Raw genomic sequence first — 16317 nt, 5'->3', positions numbered from 1 at the left:
TCCCGGTTTATCGATAGAGGTGAACCTCTAGCTATCCGCAAACGTCTAATTCATGAAAGGTTATCCGGACGATGGACAATGGGGGAATAGGCGTGATTCGAAGCGCGATGCGTCACGGAAAAGGTTGGATCACGGTTGCTTTAGTCGCTTCGCTATGCGCATGCGATAAAGGTAATCCATCGCAGACGTTTGTTGGGACGGAGAGTGCGGTCGTGGCTGAGGAAGCGACGCCTGTGCAAGCAGCAATCCCGAAGCCTACGCCGGCCCCACAGACGCCTGTGCCAACTCTCCCCGCGCATGCGGATCCTGGAACGGCAGGCACTGCGATTCTCGCATCTGAGCTGGGGATGAACCAAGGCGTGCTTATCGGTCTCCGCGCCGAGACGACCGAAGATACGCTTACGTCGACTAGCGATTACCGAACGATTCTCGTGTCCGATGACGGAGAAGGGTTGCGCGAACGACAATTCGATCGAGTCATTATTACGCCGAAGTCCGCGGACTCGAATGAAATATGGTCGTTAGAGCCCGTTCTTCAGCAAACCCCGACGGATACGATTCAATACATAGTCGCGCATCCGTTGGAAGATCCGGCACGGTCAAGAACGAATGCGGACCAATTGGACGAGAGTATCGTGCTGTCCGAACGGTTAACCTACGTCGGGGACGACATGGTCAGCCTGCAAGTCGGCGCCTCGTATTGGGCAGGCAACGGTAATGCCTATAGCCAGTCGGCATGGGTGAAGACATTCGATCAAATAAATGCGGACACCGATAAATATGACGGCTTCGCAACACGTTGGAGCGATAACGCGCATTTGCGGATACAAGATACGTTGGGCAAGAAGCAGACGGCAGCTTATAGGAACGAGGAAACGGTTAAGGCAATGGAGGCGGAACAAGGCGGACTGAAGTTGGCCCAGCCTCTAGGGGATCATTGGATCATCGAGAGGGATGGTCATAGGTGGACGCCGTTCATCGCCGGACTGTTCGACTATCCGGGCTCGCTCTATGCGAAGGTTGCCTTGCCAGCCCCGCTCTTGTCGACCGTCCAACCGATCGAAGAGACGCCGAATTGGACGCCGGTTATGCTCAAGCAGCCGAACGTGACCGATACGTTCTTATCGGGCGACCGCAATTACATCCTCATGCAGACGGACACAGAACTGCTCTTGTATGCCTACATTGACGATGCGTCGATCGGCAAGCCTATCTGGACGTTGAAGCTGAAGGCGAGAGAGACAATCATTATGTGCAAGTGGTTTGCCGGCGAGACGAAGCCGGAATGGGCGGATCGAATCGCGAACGCCTACGAGGCCGGTCCTTATAGCTATCCCGGCTATACGAAGCAGCAGCCTTAGCCCCCTATATTGGCACATGTGACATAATGACACGACATGCAATTTGACAGTTACTATCATTTTAAATAGAATGTCATTATCAAGTTTGCAATATGGAGGCTGAAAAGTGAGTAAGAAGAACAACAAAGCACTAATCGTAACAGGCCTGCTTATCGGATTTGTTTTCGCGGAGCTGGACGAAACGGTCGTCAGCACGGCAATGCCCACGATCATTCGCGATCTGAACGGACTTTCGCTATTGGGCTGGGTAGTGGGAATTTACATGCTGACGATGACGTCGTTCATGCCGATTCTAGGGAAGCTTGCCGATCTCTACGGGCGCAAAAAAATCTATATTCTCAGCATGAGCTTATTTATAGCGGGGTCCGTCATCAGCGGGTTTGCCACCAATATGCCGATCTTGCTGCTCGGGCGCGGAATTCAAGGGATCGGAGCGGGCGGGCTTATGCCGCTGGCGATGGTCATTTTCGGGGACATCTTCACGGTGGAGCAGCGCGCGAAGGCGCAAGGGATGTTCGGGGCCGTCATGTTCGTACCGCAATTGCTCGGGCCGTTGATCGGCGGTTATTTAACGGAACACATCTCCTGGCATTGGATCTTCTGGGTCAACATCCCGGTCGGCGTTCTCGCCGCCATTCTACTATCTGCCGGATTGACGGAGTCCAAGGGGAATAAAGAAGCGAGCATCGACTGGGCCGGCGCGTTCTTGCTTGTCGCATCGATCGTATCGCTACTATTGACGCCGGTGCTGCATGAGACGGAAGGTTATGCTTGGACATCGCCGACGATTATGGGCTTATGGTTGGCCGGGGCGATCATGCTCACGATATTCGTGTTCGTGGAATTGAAAGCCAAAGAACCGATTTTGCCGATGCATCTATTCAAAAACCGAACGTTCGTCGTCTTGTCGTTGGTCGTATTCACTCTGGTCACCGGCGTAATGGGTTCCTTTGCTTCGTTCCCCTTTTTCGCTCAGAACGTTCTAGGCTTAACTCCTATCGCATCGGGATATTTGTCCTTACCGCTTATGGTCGGCGCCATTCTGTCGAGCGTCGTCACCGGGCGATTGATGACCAAAATACCCTATCGCAACATCTTCATTGTCGCTATGACGCTGCCTGCGATCAGCTTCCTCTTGATGTCGGGGGTCGACATGAACACACGGATTATCGAAATTTGCGGCTACTTCGTCATTCTAGGTTTAGGCTTCGGAGTGCTGTTCAACAATAACCTGATCGTGCAAGAGTCGGTGGCCAAGGAGAATAGCGGGATCGCCCTCACGTCGGTTACGTTGTTCCAGTCGTTCGGCATGACGATCGGCGTTAGTATCTTCGGCAGCTTGCTCGCCGCCAATATTACTTCGGGAATCGGCGATCTGGCAACCAAGCTTCCAGTAGATAGCGTGGAGAGCCTCGGCGAGGCGGCCAAAGGCGGCATTCCGCCGGGTCTTGATTCCGGTCTGGTCGAGCAGATCAAAGCGGTATTCTCGAACGCTTTCCAACATCTATACTGGGTGTCCTTCGTCGTCGCGGTAATCGTTATCTTCATCTGTTTCTTCCTGAAGAAGGAAGTGTTGAACGTGTCGACTCCAGCGGAAACGAGCGCAGAACCAGAAGCGGAAACGCTCGAAGAAGCCCAAGCGAGGGGATAAAAGCATGCCGATAGGCGAAGAGCCGGAGAAGCTTGGACTGCGCGAGCGCAAAAAGCGAAAAACCCGTCTAACCCTGCAACAACAAGCGCTTCGGCTGTTCAGGGAACAGGGTTACCATGCGACGACGATCGAACAGATCGCGGAAGCGAGCGAGATCTCTCCGAGCACGTTCTTCCGCTATTTCGCGAACAAGGAAGCGTTGGTGCTCGAGGACGATTACGATCCGTTACTTATTCGAATGTTCCAGGAGCAGCCCGCGAATTTGAGCCCGATTCAAGCCCTTAGAAAAGCTATAAGCTCGTCTCATGCCTTGATAACCGAAGTAGAGAGGGAAGGCATAAACGAGCGCACGAAGCTGACGTTAACCGTTCCCGAGCTGCGCGCGGCTTCCTTGATGCATATGAACGAGATGCTGACGATGATAGCGGGACTCGTAGCGGATCGGCTAGGTCGGCCGCGCGGCGATTTCGAGGTTCTCCACTTCGCGGGCTCGGTACTCGGAGCGACTATGGCGGTTCAAGTCTATTGCATGGATCATCCGAAAGCCGATTTCTTCCAGAAGGTCGACGAGGCGCTAGCCCGCCTGGAGGGTGGCTTGTCGAGCCTTGCGTCGCCTTCGTCCCCGAATGACCTTAATGGCTGAAAAACGCGATTTGGCAGAAGAATAACACCGCGAACAAATAGAAGATCGGATGGACCGTGGCTTGATGGCCGCGGATGAGCTTCAGAATCGGGTAGACGATGAAGCCGATGCCGATTCCCGTAGCTATACTGTAGGTCAGGGGCATCATGACGACGATGAGGAAGGCGGGAAAAGCCTCCTCGAGATCCGTCCATTCGATCTTTCTTAGGACGTTCATCATGAGGAAGCCGACGATGATCAGCGAAGGCGCCGTAATCGCGGGAATGTTCGCGAGCACTTCGACGATAGGGGAGAAGAACAGGGTCAGCGCCATGAGTACGCATACCGTTATCGCGGTAAGTCCCGTTCGGCCTCCGACCGCGACGCCCGAGCTGGACTCGATGTAGGCGGAAGTAGGACTCGTTCCGAGCAATGCACCCGAAGCCGTTCCGACGGCGTCGGCGAGCAGGGCGCCCCGGGATCTGGGGAACTTGTCGTCTTTCATCAAGCCGGCTTGTTCGGCGACGCCAAGCATCGTTCCCGTCGTATCGAACAAAGTAATGAGCAGGAACGTAAACACGACGGCATACAGTCCGTCCGAGAATACCCCTCCGATATCAAGCTGCAGCGCCGTCGCTGACAGCTTTTTCGGCAAGGAAACCCAATCGTTCGGGAAGTCCATCAGTCCCGTAACCCAAGCGAGAATCGCGGTGACCAGCATTCCGACGAAGATGAAACCTCTGACCTTATAGGCCATGAAGACGAGCGAGACGACCAACCCGACGATCGTTAATAACGTCATCGGAACCGATAGATCTCCTAGCGTAAGCAGGGTCGCCGGCGAGGCGACGATGATTTTGGCATTTTGCAGGCCGATGAACGTAATGAACAGTCCGATGCCTGCCGTAATGGCGTGCTTCAGGCTTGCGGGAATGGCATCCAGCAGCATATAGCGGAAAGAAGTCATCGATAAGGCGATGAACAATATTCCCGCAATAAACACGGCGCCCAGAGCGCTTTGCCAAGAGACGCCGGAGTTTCCTCCCACGACGCTGAAGGCGAAATACGCGTTGAGACCCATCCCCGGAGCGATTACAATAGGATAGTTGGCGAAAAAGCCCATAATTAGCGTGGCTATGATGCTGGCGAGAATCGTCGCGACGAACACGCCGTGGAAGTCCATGCCCGCTTGGCTCAGAATGCCCGGATTAACGATGACGATATAGACCATGGTCAGGAAAGTCGTTACGCCCGCCACGATTTCCGTGGCTACGGAGGAACCTCTTTCTTTGAGCTTGAACAGGGTGTCCATACGTTTTGCCTCCCGAAGGGTGTCGTTCGATCGGCTTATTTTCCCACTATTTGATGGTCGATATTCCCACAATTCGTTTGAGAGGAAGGTTACCCCATGCTGCGAATCGGACTCATAGGCGATTATAACGAACAGGTCAAAGCGCATATTGCCATTCCACAGGCGCTTCAATTGGCCGCGGAGGATTTGCGGTCGACCGTGCGTTTCGATTGGATTGCGACGCCTGCGCTAGAAGTAGACCATGAACGAAAGCTGGCGGAATACGATGCACTCTGGGTCGTGCCGGCGAGTCCTTACGAGAGTATGACAGGCGCGCTTAACGGTATCCGTTACGCACGGGAACATCGGGTTCCGATGCTAGGGACTTGCGGGGGCTTCCAGCATATGATCATCGAAATCGCGAGGAACGCGCTCGGGTTAACCGAAGCGGACCACGCCGAGATGAATCCGGACGCTTCTATTCTTATGGTGACGCCGCTAACGTGCACGGTGAGCGAAGTGACGAACACATTCAAGCTAACGAAGGGCTCCAAGGTAGCGGCAGCCTATGGGCAGGAGGAAGTCGTAGAGCAATACGGCACCTGCAATTACGGGCCGAACCCGCAGTTCGAGCCGCTTCTCGAGCAAGCCGGAATGCGCGTAGTCGGAGTGGACGCAGATGGGGAAACGCGGATTATGGAGCATTCGGAGCATCCTTTCTTCGTAGGCGCGCTGTTCCAACCGGAACGCTCCGCGTTTAGGAGCATCGTTCATCCGCTAATAAAAGCTTTCCTTCAGGCTGCTTCTCGCTCGTAAACAGCAAATGGCCGGGAACACCCGATGAGGGGTTCCCGGCCATTTTTTGGCGCATTAGCGCCATTAAGCCGTAACGGTTGCCGGTATAGGAGCCGTCCGAACGGAACGCGCTCCCTGATATCTGCCCTTATAGTAGGAGATGACGGCCGACGTAGCCGCGATAGATACGATGGAGAAAAAGCCTTTGTCTAGCGAGATAGCCGTTAAGCTGGACAGCACGACGATACAATCGAAGACGAAGTTCGTGCGTCCGGGATCCCATCCGTACTTCTTTTGCAAAAATAAGGCGAGAATGTTGGCACCGCCGAGGGAAGCTCCATGCTTGAATAAAGAGCTTACGCCAACGCCGATCAAAGCGCCGCCCAAAATCGATCCGACGGCTGTCGGCAACACGAACTCTGGTAGCATGTGATCGAGTGACGTCATGGCGGTCAATAAGCAGATCGATAGGATCGTGCGAAAGGCGAAAGCCGGACCGATGCTATAGTAGGAGAACAGTATAAACGGAATGTTGAGCAACAGGAACATGGAGTAGAACTTCGTCTGGAAAAGATAAGACAAGCTAAGGGACAGTCCGGCCGTTCCTCCGGTTACGATATGCGAATGCTTCAGCAGGAGCAGGCCTGCAGTCGTAACGAGGCATCCGAGTACAATATGAAGCCATTTGCGCCATATTGCCTTCATTGCAGGTTCCACATTCGATACCTCCATCGTGCCATTCTAGGTTGAGATCCTATATACTAATGATAAAGCGCTCTGCGCGGCCGATATATGATAAAGCGAATCAAATTGAAGTTAGATTAGGTAACATTGAACATAAATCGCGTCATTCGCCTTCATAATGAAAGGGAGGTCCGATGGGATGGATAAAATAGACGTCGCGCTCCTTAAGCTGCTGCAAGAAGACGGGCGCATGACCGTGAGCGAGCTGTCGAAAAGGTTGGCGCTGAGCCGTCCCAGCATTTCGGAGCGATTGCTGAGGCTGCAAGAGAGAGGCATTATTCTCGGGTTCAACGCGAGGGTGTCGCCCGCCGCGATCGGTCGCGGCGTCCAGTTGATCATTCAGCTTAGCGAACTGAAGGTGTCCCCGCAGGAATTCGAGCACAAGATCGCGGAGGACGAGGATATTTTGGAATGCCACCGCGTCACGGGCACGGTCAGCTTCGTGATCAAAGCCGCGGTGACGGGAATGGACGATCTCAGCAGGCTCGTCGAGCGGCTGCTGCCTTACGGCAACGTGAATACGTCCGTGATCCTCTCTTCTCCCATACTTAATCGCACCGTGTTACCTAAGCCTTAACGCAAGGAAGGATGGACCTCATGAGCTTTCAATTGACGCAGCGCGTAATTAAGCTGCTCTGCGGCCCGTTCGCTTACGAGCGAGGGGAAGCGTATCACCGCTCCCGCAAAGTGACTTTTAGTTCCTATGATGCGGAAGGCGCTCGCTTCGACGCGACCGTCCACGGCAATCTCGATTACCAAGTGAATGTGGAAATCGATTCGAACGGCGACGTAAGCGCGCAATGCGGATGTCCCGCGTTCCTTAACTACAACAACTACTGCAAACATATCGCCGCGGTGTTGCTGAACATCCACGATATTCAACATGCGGGTCGCGCACCCGTTCGCGCCTACTCCCCGAGCCTGCTTCAGGACAGCCGCGGAAGTGTGGCCGCGAAAGTCAGTCTGCTTGCTTCGCGTTATGCGGCGGGCGGGGCGCGGCCGACCGACGGCTTATCGCAGTCCGATCATCAGCTCATGAGCGGCATTCTCGGCTTGTTCGGCGCGGAGGATCGGCCTCAGCGGCCTCGCGCGGCCCAGACGGTAATCGAGACGCGCGCGCTGCTGGACGTAAGCTTCATCGTTAAGCCTTTTCCTTATAGCTTTCGCAAATATATGTTCGGCATCGAGCTGAAGGTCGGTCCGAAGCGACTCTATATCGTGCAGAAGATAAGAGAGTTTCTGGACCGCATCGACCGGCGGGAAGCGTACGCGTTCTCCAAGAACTTCACTTACGAGCCGGATCTTCACGCCTTCGGACGCGACAATGACGCCATTCTCGGACAGCTTATTCAAATCTATCGCAACGAAAAAATGGTCCGAGAGACGCTCAACGCCTTCAACTCTTCCGCGAGCGGGATGAGCGGAGACCGGATGCTGCTCTTGCCGCCTACCTCGTGGGAGCCGCTGTTGCCGTTATTGTCGGCAGCGCCGTCGGTTCAGCTAGAGCTAGGTGAAGAAACGTACGAAGGGATCCGCGTCTCCGATGAACCGTTGCCGTTGCGGTTTGCGTTCGACGAGGCGGAAGCGGGGGCGGACGGCGAGGAGAACTATCAGCTCGACGTGCAAGGCTTGGGCGCGATTACGGTGATGGAAGCGTACGGCGTCGCCCTGTACGACGGCAAGCTAATCAAGCTGCCCGCGGAACAGAGCAGGCGGCTCGGCGAGCTGAAGCAGATGATCGACTCGTCCCGCAGGCAACGGGTACGCATTCCGAAGTCCCAGATGGAACCGTTCATGGAGCGGGTTATCCCCGGACTGGCGAAGCTAGGCGAAGTTAACGTTGCTCCTTCGGTAGCCGAGCGGATCGTGCGAACGCCGCTTAAAGCGCGGCTATACCTGGACCGCGTGCGCGATAGATTGCTGGCAGGGCTGGAGTTCCAGTACGACGACGTGACGCTCAATCCGCTCGAAGACAATAGCCGAAGGCCGATGCAAGGCCGAATCCTCATCCGCGACTTGGAGAAGGAAGGGCACATTCTCGCGCTAATGGATTCCTGCCCGTTCTTGAAAACCGAGAGCGGCTATTTCATGGACGAGGAAGAAGCGGAGTACGACTTCCTCTACAACGTCGTTCCTCAGTTGGAGCTAATGCTTCAGGTTTACGCGACGTCGGCGGTCAAGGCGCGGCTTCACGTCTCGCACGCTCCGCCGAGAATTCGCGTAGAGTTCGATGAACGGACGGATTGGCTGGATTGTCGGTTCGAGCTGGACGGGTTTCCCGAAGCGGAGCTTCGCGAGGTGCTGCGTTCTCTCGAAGAGAAACGCAAATATCACCGGCTGTCGAGCGGCGCGCTAGTTCCGCTAGAGACAAGCGAATTCCGCGAGATCGGGAGCTTCATCGACGAGATGGGCGTTCGCGTTCGCAAGCTCGATTTGGACGGCGCCGCCTTCAAGCTGCCCGCGGTTCGAGGCTTGCATTTGCTCGATGCCGAGCAGCCAGGCGATGCCGTTAAGCTAGGGAAGAAGTTCCGGCAGCTGCTCGAAAACCTGAAAAATCCGGACAACCTCGATTTCCAAGTGCCGGAGCGCCTCGCGCCCGTGCTGCGCGAATACCAGAAGTTCGGCTATCAATGGCTGAAGACGCTCGCCCACTATCGATTCGGCGGCATTCTCGCGGACGATATGGGGCTAGGAAAGACGCTCCAGAGTATCACGTATCTCGTATCCGTACTTCCGGATATCCGAGCGCAAGGGCTCCCGGCGATCATCGTCTGTCCGGCATCCCTGCTCTACAACTGGCACAGCGAGCTTAACAAGTTTGCGCCGGACGTCCGGGCGATCATCGCCGACGGCAGTAAGTCCGAACGAACGGGCGTGCTCCAAGAGACCGCTGAAGTCGACGTCATCATTACTTCTTATCCGCTGTTGCGGCGCGATGTCGAAGAGTACGCCGGGCGGCCGTTCCATACGCTCATTCTCGACGAAGCGCAAGCTTTCAAAAACTACGCGACGCAGACGGCACAAGCGGTGAAGGAAATCCAGGCGAAGCACCGATTCGCGCTCACCGGTACGCCGGTCGAGAACGGCATCGAGGAGTTATGGTCGATCTACGATGCGGTGTTCCCGGAGCTGTTCCAAGGGAAAAAGGCGTTCGGCGAGCTGTCGCGCGCCGCGGTGGCGAAGCGCATTAAGCCTTTCTTGCTTCGCAGGCTGAAGAAGGACGTGCTGACGGAGCTGCCGGAGAAAATCGAGACGCTGCAGGCGTCCGACCTGTTGCCGGAGCAGAAGAAGCTGTACCTGGCCTACTTGGCGAAGCTGCAGAAGGAGACGCTCAAGCATCTCAGCACGGACGGATTCCAGAAGCACCGCATCGAGATTCTGGCGGGGCTCACGAGGCTGCGCCAGCTCTGCTGCCATCCGGCCTTATTCGTTCAAGATTACGACGGAGGGTCGGCGAAGTTCGATCAATTGATGGAGATCGTGGAAGAATGCCGCGGCGCGGGCAAGCGCGCGCTCATCTTCTCCCAATTCACGCAAATGCTCGGCATTATCGGCAAGGAGCTTAGCGACCAAGGCGTCCCGCATTTCTACTTGGACGGGAGCACGCCTTCGTCCGAGAGGGTGGAGCTGTGCAACCGGTTTAATAACGGGGAGCGCGAATTGTTCCTCATCTCGCTGAAAGCCGGAGGTACGGGGCTGAATTTGACGGGCGCGGATACGGTCATTTTGTACGACTTATGGTGGAATCCGGCGGTCGAGCAGCAAGCCGCGGACCGTGCGCACCGCATCGGGCAGAAGAACGTCGTGCAAGTGATCAAGCTGGTTACCCGCGACACGGTGGAGGAGAAAATGCACGCGCTGCAGCAACGGAAGAAGCAGCTCGTCGACGAAGTGATCCAGCCGGGACAAGAGGCGCTTTCGACGTTGTCCGAGCAAGAAATCCGCGATATTTTGCAGCTGGGATGATTCAATTAAAAAAGGCAACCGAGAAGGTCTACCGACCCTCCTGGTTGCCTTTCCTTGTTACTCTTGTGTCATGCGCTTCAGATCGGCGGTCAGCTTGTCCAATTGGAGGAAGCTGTCCACGATTTGCCGGATTCGCGCGTCCTGCGTTGTCATGCTAGCGGACATCTCTTGAATCGACGCCATGTTCTGCTCCGTAATGCCCGCGATTGTCACGATCTGATCGGCCATCTTCGTGTATTGGTTTTGCAAATCGTCGGCGGAGCGATCGACGTGCGCGGATTGCCGCTCGACTTGGCTCGAATCGCTCGCGATCGAACGCATCGCTTCGCTGACTTGATGGGCGGCTTGGCTGCTTACCGCGACGGTCCGCTGACCTTGCACGATCTGCTCGGCCGCTTCCGACGTCTTCGTACGGATCGTGCCGAGAATACGCTCGATTTGCTCGGTCGATTGCTGGGACGTCTCCGCCAGCTTGCGGATTTCGTGGGAGACGACGGAGAACCCTTTGCCGTGCTCGCCGGCGCGGGCCGCTTCGATTGCCGCGTTGAGCGCTAACAAGTTCGTCTGGGTAGAGATGTGCTTAATCGTAGCGACGATGTCTCCGATCCGCGAGTTCTGTTCGTTCAACTGAGTCATGAGGGCGGCGGATGCATCGATCGCCGTGTTGACCTGGCGCATCTGTTGTTCAAGCCGCAGCGCGTGCTCGCTTCCGATGCGGGAATGCTCGACAGAGTTCTCGGACAGCGTCCGCATTTCCGTGGAGCGACCGGCCAGCGAAGTGACTTCTTGCTCGATAAGCTGGACGGAACCGCTAATTTCGGTAATGCTCGACGTTTGCGTCTCGATACTCGCCGTAATTTCGGTGAACGCTACCGTGACCTCTTTGGAGATCGAGCCCGTGGACGTAATGTTCGACTTCAAATTTTCGCTGAATTCGTTCAGCACGGATAGCGAAGCGGATACTTTCTCGACGATCGCATGCGCGCGGTTTTTCTCCGAGATCGCTTGCTCCCGCTCAGAGACGACGTCGTTCTGCAGACGTTCGCTGAACTTGGCCGAGGCATAGAGCGGGACGGCGATCATGAGCAAGTACAGCACCATCGTGAACGGATCGTTGTCGCCGAACAACTCGTCGTTGTAAGAACTCAAGAACAAGACGACGGTCAGGAGCAATCCGAGCCCGCCGGAGAACGCGATCGCTCTGGCGCTGCAATATAAAGTCATGATCGCCAAGTTAACATACACGAGGGAGTACGTCGTGATAACCGGGCCGGTCATGATGAGAAGCAAAGTCAGTACGGTGACGATCGAAGAAATGATGTACATTATGTAGGAAGGCCATATTCTTTTGACTGACAAATAGGTTGTAATGCCGCACGCGAACGTGCCGACGATGAGTAACACGATGATCGAGCTAGCCGGAGCGCCGGTAAGCGAATCTACGATAATTCCAAGAACGAGCATGCCCCAGATGATGTTAACGAGCAGCTTGTTCCTGCGATGCAAAGTTTCCAAAGCATCCATTAATAGCCCACCTTTCTCCATTTTATACAGGAAGATAGTACCATAAATTTTCGAGTAAAAACAAACAATTCCGAGTGTTTAGGTGAGAAAAAGGGTTGGATTTGTCGATAAACCGAATCATTCGTCCGAGGAGGGTTCAATCTTGATCAAGTTTGTTGCATCCGGCATGATGATCCTATCGATCGCGATGCTATTATCCGCTTGCGGGAATCATTCCGATGTCGCACGGACGAGCGCGTCCGCGGCGCCAAGCATGGCGTCCGAGCCCGTGAAGGAACAGCCGGCGATCCGCGTCGAGACGTACATGAAAGATAAAATTTCGATCGCTTACCCGCAGCTTGCGAACCTATCGGACGCGGCCAAGCAGAATAAAATCAACGAAGCCTTGAAAGACAAAGCGCTGGAGGCGGTCCGTTACTACGAGGGGTCCGAAGGGGAGTTGTCTCTGACTATCGATCAAAGTTCTGAAATGCGACGCGAGCATCTGATTAGCGTTATTTTCAAAGGGATGGGTAACGTAGAGGGTGCCGCATATCCGAACAATCACTTTTATACGGCGAACATGGATTTGAAGACGGGCAAACCGTTGAGATTATCGGACTTGATCGACATCGACGCCGATTTCGTCAATAAGCTCAAAGCGTCCAAGCCGAAGGACGGCGATCCCGAATCCGTGGAGCAAGCAGCCAGGACGCATCTGAACGATGGCTATGCGGAAGAAGATTGGATCGGCGCGTTGCGCGCGGCGGATCTGCCTGGAACGGACAATATCGCGAACGCGTATAGCTATGTAATGAACGATTCGCTAGGCGTCAGCCTTGGCGTTCCGCATGCGCTCGGCGACCACGTGGAATACGAGATTCCTATCGCGGAATTGGGGCCGTTATTGACGCCGGTAGGGCGGGATTTACTTGGAAAATAAATGTGGAAGGGAGAGCGATCATGACAACGTTGGCTGAAGTGATGGACAAGCTTGAGGCGCTCGGAACCGAGCAGACGAAAATGACGTTCCTGCGTCACGGGGCGATGGAGCCGTTGTTCGGCGTGAAGATCGGCGATCTTAAGAAGCTCGTCAAAGACGTGAAGAAGGACCAGGCGCTTGCGCTCTCGCTCTACGAGACGGGCAACAGCGACGCGATGTACTTGGCGGGCTTGTCGGTCAATCCGAAGACGATCGCTAAGTCGACGTTGCAAGCATGGGCGAAGGAGGCGTATTGGTACTCGCTCGCCGAATACACGGTGGCGGGCGTCGCGGCGGAAAGTCCATACGCGCTAGAGCTCGCCAGGGAGTGGATTCGCTCTCCGGAGGAAATGGTCGCTGCGTGCGGTTGGAGCACTTATGCGAATTACCTCTCGATCACGCCGGACGATGCGTTGGATTTGCAAGAGATTCGCGATTTGCTGACAAGGGTAGAGGGTAAGATTCACGAGGAGCGGAACCGGGTTCGTTATACGATGAACGCTTTCGTCATTATGGTCGGCGCTTCCGTCATGGCGTTGCACGAGGAAGCCGTTCGCGTCGCGCGAGAGATCGGCAAAGTACACGTGAATATGGGGCAGACGGCCTGCAAGGTGCCGCTCGCGGACGAATACATCGAGAAGGTCGCATCGATGGGGAAGCTTGGCGAGAAGAAAAAGACATGTATTTGCTAGACTTGGAGAAGAGTTGCCGAATGTGGGGAGGAGGGGCGGACGGGTGCAGCCTTTTACGGAACGGGTACTCGGCATTATTAAAGGGATTCCCGAAGGTTACGTTATGACATACGGCCAAATCGCTGCGGAAGCGGGAAGTCCGCGCGGCGCCAGGCAAGTGGTGAGAATATTGCATTCGCTGAGCGCATCGCACGGGCTGCCGTGGCATCGCGTCATCAACTCGAAGGGCGAGATCGCGATTCCGGACGGGGAAGGGCGCTATATGCAGCAGTTATACTTGGAGCAAGAAGGCGTTGTCGTCGAAGGTGGACGGGTTCCGCTCGAGCGATATCTTTACGTGCCGCAGGAATAAAATAAAGCCCGACTCTCGCTGCTTGGTAGGCAGGAAGGTCGGGCTTTTGCTTGCATTAGGCTTGTTGCTCGAACAGGCGGGCGATCTCGACGATAACTTGCACGGACTTCTCCATATTGTCCACGGAAGCGAACTCGTATCGGCCATGATAGTTTTCACCGCCGGTAAAGATGTTCGGCGTCGGCAAGCCCATGTACGACAGCTGCGAGCCGTCGGTACCGCCGCGAATCGGCTTGACGATCGGCGTAATGCCGAGGCTCGTCATCGCTTGATGGGCGATGTCGACGACTTCGCGCACGGGCTCGATTTTCTCGCGCATGTTGTAGTACTGATCCTTCAGCTCGAGGGTGATGCGGTCCGCGCCGTATTGTTGCTGCAGCTCTTCCACGATCGCTGTCATAAGCTCCTTGCGGGCGTTGAACAACTCCCGGTTATGGTCGCGAATAATGTAGGCAAGCTTCGCTTCCTCTACGGTGGCGTTGAACGAAATAAGGTGGAAGAAGCCTTCGTAGCCTTCTGTCAGCTCCGGCGCTTCGGCGGCGGGCAGCTTGGCGTTCAGCGCCATGCCGATTTTGGCGGCGTTGATCATTTTGCCTTTGGCGGTGCCGGGGTGAACGTTTTTTCCGCGAATCGTGATCTTGGCAGCGGCGGCATTGAAGCTTTCGTATTCGAGCTCGCCGAGCGGACCGCCGTCGACGGTGTACGCGTACTTGGCACCGAAGGCGGCGACGTCGAAGCGGTGCGGCCCGCGACCAATTTCTTCGTCGGGAGTGAAGGCGACGCGGATTTTACCGTGTTTGATATCCGGGTTGCGGATCAGGTAAGCCATGGCGGTCATAATTTCGGCAATGCCGGCTTTGTTATCCGCGCCGAGCAGCGTCGTGCCGTCCGTCGTCATGAGCGTATGCCCGACGTAACCGGATAGCGCGGGAAAGTCTTTCGGCGAGAGAACGATATTCTGGCTTGCGTTGAGAACGATATCTTGGCCGTCGTAGTCGCGGACGATTTGCGGGTTCACGTTCGCTCCGGTCATATCGGTCGCGGTATCGACGTGCGCGAGGAAGCCGATCGTCGTAACGTCCGCTTTGTCGGTGTTGGCGGGCAGCGTTGCCATGACGTAACCGTTGTCGTCGATCGTGACTTCCGACATGCCGATCGCTTTGAGCTCTTCGACGAGCATGCGGCCCAGCACGAGCTGACCGGGCGTAGTCGGGCACGTCTCTTGGCTATCGTCGGATTGGGTATCGACTTTAACGTAAGTCGTCAGTCTTTGAATGAGTTCGTCTTGTAGCGTGGACATGGGCGGTTTCATCTCCGTTTATTGGACTAGCTCGGCTAGTAGTCGGTAGGATTTCAAACGCGTCGGATGATCGAAAATTTGCGCGGCGACGATCAATTCGTCGGCTTGCGTCTCTTCCAGGATGTTCTCCAATCGGGCTTTAACCGTCTCGGGACTTCCGATGGCCGAGTAGCGAAGCATGTTGCGAATATAAAATTGTTCCTGCGCGTTCCATAGTCCGTCCATCGACGCGACAGGCGGAAGAAGCTGACCGGTGCGACCGCGGACGATATTCAGGAACGTCTGGTATAGCGATGTGGCCAGATAATGGGCTTCTTCGTCCGTATCGGCGACGATCGCGTTCATGCCGACCATGACGTGCGGCTTCTGCAGCGCTGCGGATGGGCGGAATTCGCTACGGTAAGCGTCAAGCGCAGGCAGTAAGTAGTCCGGGGCAAAGTGGCTGGCGAACGCAAAAGGCAAACCGAGCTGAGACGCGAGCTGGGCGCTGAATCCGCTGGAGCCGAGCAGCCAGATCGGGATGTCGAGTCCTTCGCCCGGAATCGCGCGAACGATAGGCGGCGAGAAGTTCGGCTCCTGCGACGGATGGAAATATTCGCGCAGCTCGGCGAGCTGCTCGGGGAAGTTCTGTCCGTCGCTCGTGAGGCCGCGGCGCAAAGCGCGGGCGGCGGGTTGGTCGGAGCCGGGCGCGCGGCCGAGCCCGAGGTCGATACGCCCCGGGAAGAGCGATTCGAGCGTGCCGAATTGCTCGGCGATGACTAGCGGCGCGTGGTTAGGCAGCATAATGCCGCCGGAGCCGACGCGGATGGATTTGGTGCCGGCGGCGACGTGGCCGATGACGAGCGAAGTCGCGGAGCTCGCGATGCCCGGCATGTTGTGGTGCTCGGCGAGCCAGTAGCGCTTGTAGCCCCATGCTTCGGCGTGCTGCGCCAGATCGAGCGAGTTGCGGAGGGCGTCCGCCGCCGTGCTGCCCGTGACGATCGGCGCGAGATCCAATACAGAGAGCGGGGTATCGCTTAGACGCTTGGATGTATGTTCGGACAAAATGAGTCAACCTC

Annotated in this window: 14 protein-coding genes; 9 read left to right on the top strand and 5 right to left on the bottom strand. The window is 55.9% G+C overall.

Features of this window, described 5'->3' with window-relative positions:
* Window positions 1–92: 92 nt before the first annotated feature.
* The 3 genes from ACFPQ4_RS17285 (at window position 93) to ACFPQ4_RS17275 (ending at window position 3655) form a co-directional block, all read left to right on the top strand.
* A complete protein-coding gene (locus ACFPQ4_RS17285; RefSeq protein ID WP_378113118.1) occupies window positions 93–1361 on the top strand; it encodes a hypothetical protein in 1269 nt (422 codons plus the stop codon).
* 106 nt (window positions 1362–1467) lie between these two features.
* Entirely contained in the window at window positions 1468–3012 is a 1545-nt protein-coding gene (locus ACFPQ4_RS17280; RefSeq protein WP_378113116.1) for an MDR family MFS transporter, read from the top strand.
* Window positions 3013–3016: 4 nt separating this feature from the next.
* Entirely contained in the window at window positions 3017–3655 is a 639-nt protein-coding gene (locus tag ACFPQ4_RS17275; protein WP_378113115.1) for an acyl-CoA-like ligand-binding transcription factor, read from the top strand.
* On the opposite strand, the gene ACFPQ4_RS17270 is transcribed toward ACFPQ4_RS17275, so the two are convergent.
* The gene (locus tag ACFPQ4_RS17270; RefSeq protein ID WP_378113114.1) at window positions 3645–4946 is read right to left on the bottom strand and encodes an NCS2 family permease; all 1302 of its coding nucleotides are present in this window, start codon (window positions 4944–4946) and stop codon (window positions 3645–3647) included. The genes ACFPQ4_RS17275 and ACFPQ4_RS17270 overlap by 11 nt on opposite strands.
* Before the next feature lie 96 nt (window positions 4947–5042).
* On the opposite strand from ACFPQ4_RS17270, the gene ACFPQ4_RS17265 reads away from it, so the two are divergent.
* Complete coding sequence (locus ACFPQ4_RS17265) at window positions 5043–5741, top strand: CTP synthase C-terminal region-related (seleno)protein (protein ID WP_378113112.1); 699 nt, start codon at window positions 5043–5045, stop codon at window positions 5739–5741.
* Window positions 5742–5804: 63 nt separating this feature from the next.
* Here the strand turns inward: ACFPQ4_RS17265 and ACFPQ4_RS17260 are convergent, their stop codons facing one another.
* Entirely contained in the window at window positions 5805–6437 is a 633-nt protein-coding gene (locus ACFPQ4_RS17260) for a YitT family protein (protein ID WP_378113111.1), read from the bottom strand.
* Between the two features lie 166 nt (window positions 6438–6603).
* Between ACFPQ4_RS17260 and ACFPQ4_RS17255 the strand changes: the two genes are divergently transcribed.
* Both ACFPQ4_RS17255 and ACFPQ4_RS17250 read left to right on the top strand, forming a co-directional pair.
* Window positions 6604–7041, top strand: a complete 438-nt coding sequence (locus tag ACFPQ4_RS17255; RefSeq protein ID WP_378113110.1) for an Lrp/AsnC family transcriptional regulator — start codon at window positions 6604–6606, stop codon at window positions 7039–7041.
* A gap of 20 nt (window positions 7042–7061) precedes the next feature.
* Complete coding sequence (locus ACFPQ4_RS17250; protein ID WP_378113109.1) at window positions 7062–10430, top strand: DEAD/DEAH box helicase; 3369 nt, start codon at window positions 7062–7064, stop codon at window positions 10428–10430.
* Window positions 10431–10487: 57 nt separating this feature from the next.
* Here the strand turns inward: ACFPQ4_RS17250 and ACFPQ4_RS17245 are convergent, their stop codons facing one another.
* Window positions 10488–11954, bottom strand: coding sequence for a methyl-accepting chemotaxis protein (locus tag ACFPQ4_RS17245; RefSeq protein WP_378113108.1), 1467 nt, complete (start codon window positions 11952–11954; stop codon window positions 10488–10490).
* 142 nt (window positions 11955–12096) lie between these two features.
* Between ACFPQ4_RS17245 and ACFPQ4_RS17240 the strand changes: the two genes are divergently transcribed.
* Genes ACFPQ4_RS17240 through ACFPQ4_RS17230 form a run of 3 tightly spaced genes read left to right on the top strand, consistent with a single transcriptional unit; the run spans window position 12097 to window position 13959 of the window.
* Window positions 12097–12876 (top strand): polysaccharide deacetylase family protein, encoded by a 780-nt coding sequence (locus ACFPQ4_RS17240; RefSeq protein WP_378113107.1) that lies wholly within the window; start codon window positions 12097–12099, stop codon window positions 12874–12876.
* Between the two features lie 20 nt (window positions 12877–12896).
* Window positions 12897–13607, top strand: a complete 711-nt coding sequence (locus ACFPQ4_RS17235; RefSeq protein WP_378113106.1) for a DNA alkylation repair protein — start codon at window positions 12897–12899, stop codon at window positions 13605–13607.
* Window positions 13608–13650: 43 nt separating this feature from the next.
* Window positions 13651–13959 carry an MGMT family protein gene (locus ACFPQ4_RS17230; protein ID WP_378113105.1) on the top strand — a complete coding sequence of 103 codons (309 nt, stop codon included), beginning with the start codon at window positions 13651–13653 and terminating at the stop codon, window positions 13957–13959.
* Between the two features lie 55 nt (window positions 13960–14014).
* Here the strand turns inward: ACFPQ4_RS17230 and pepT are convergent, their stop codons facing one another.
* Together pepT and ACFPQ4_RS17220 are read right to left on the bottom strand one after the other, a co-directional pair.
* Window positions 14015–15259: a peptidase T gene (pepT, locus tag ACFPQ4_RS17225; RefSeq protein WP_378113104.1), complete on the bottom strand. Its 1245-nt coding sequence runs from the start codon at window positions 15257–15259 to the stop codon at window positions 14015–14017.
* An 18-nt stretch (window positions 15260–15277) separates the two neighbouring features.
* Window positions 15278–16303, bottom strand: coding sequence for an LLM class flavin-dependent oxidoreductase (locus ACFPQ4_RS17220; protein ID WP_378113103.1), 1026 nt, complete (start codon window positions 16301–16303; stop codon window positions 15278–15280).
* Window positions 16304–16317: the final 14 nt, after the last annotated feature.

This window comes from Cohnella yongneupensis, assembly GCF_042655785.1.
Taxonomy (GTDB): Bacteria; Bacillota; Bacilli; order Paenibacillales; family Paenibacillaceae; genus Cohnella; species Cohnella yongneupensis.
The sequence above is the reverse complement of the archived record's forward strand: the minus strand, read 5'-3'. Positions and strand labels throughout refer to the sequence as shown.

What these genes read in the sequence shown, in the direction of transcription:
- ACFPQ4_RS17250 (WP_378113109.1), top strand. Translation starts at nt 7,062, where the DNA reads ATGAGCTTTCAATTGACGCAGCGCGTAATTAAGCTGCTCTGCGGCCCG.
- ACFPQ4_RS17265 (WP_378113112.1), top strand. Translation starts at nt 5,043, where the DNA reads ATGCTGCGAATCGGACTCATAGGCGATTATAACGAACAGGTCAAAGCG.
- ACFPQ4_RS17245 (WP_378113108.1), bottom strand. Translation starts at nt 11,954, where the DNA reads ATGGATGCTTTGGAAACTTTGCATCGCAGGAACAAGCTGCTCGTTAAC.
- ACFPQ4_RS17270 (WP_378113114.1), bottom strand. Translation starts at nt 4,946, where the DNA reads ATGGACACCCTGTTCAAGCTCAAAGAAAGAGGTTCCTCCGTAGCCACG.
- pepT (WP_378113104.1), bottom strand. Translation starts at nt 15,259, where the DNA reads ATGTCCACGCTACAAGACGAACTCATTCAAAGACTGACGACTTACGTT.
- ACFPQ4_RS17275 (WP_378113115.1), top strand. Translation starts at nt 3,017, where the DNA reads ATGCCGATAGGCGAAGAGCCGGAGAAGCTTGGACTGCGCGAGCGCAAA.
- ACFPQ4_RS17235 (WP_378113106.1), top strand. Translation starts at nt 12,897, where the DNA reads ATGACAACGTTGGCTGAAGTGATGGACAAGCTTGAGGCGCTCGGAACC.
- ACFPQ4_RS17255 (WP_378113110.1), top strand. Translation starts at nt 6,604, where the DNA reads ATGGATAAAATAGACGTCGCGCTCCTTAAGCTGCTGCAAGAAGACGGG.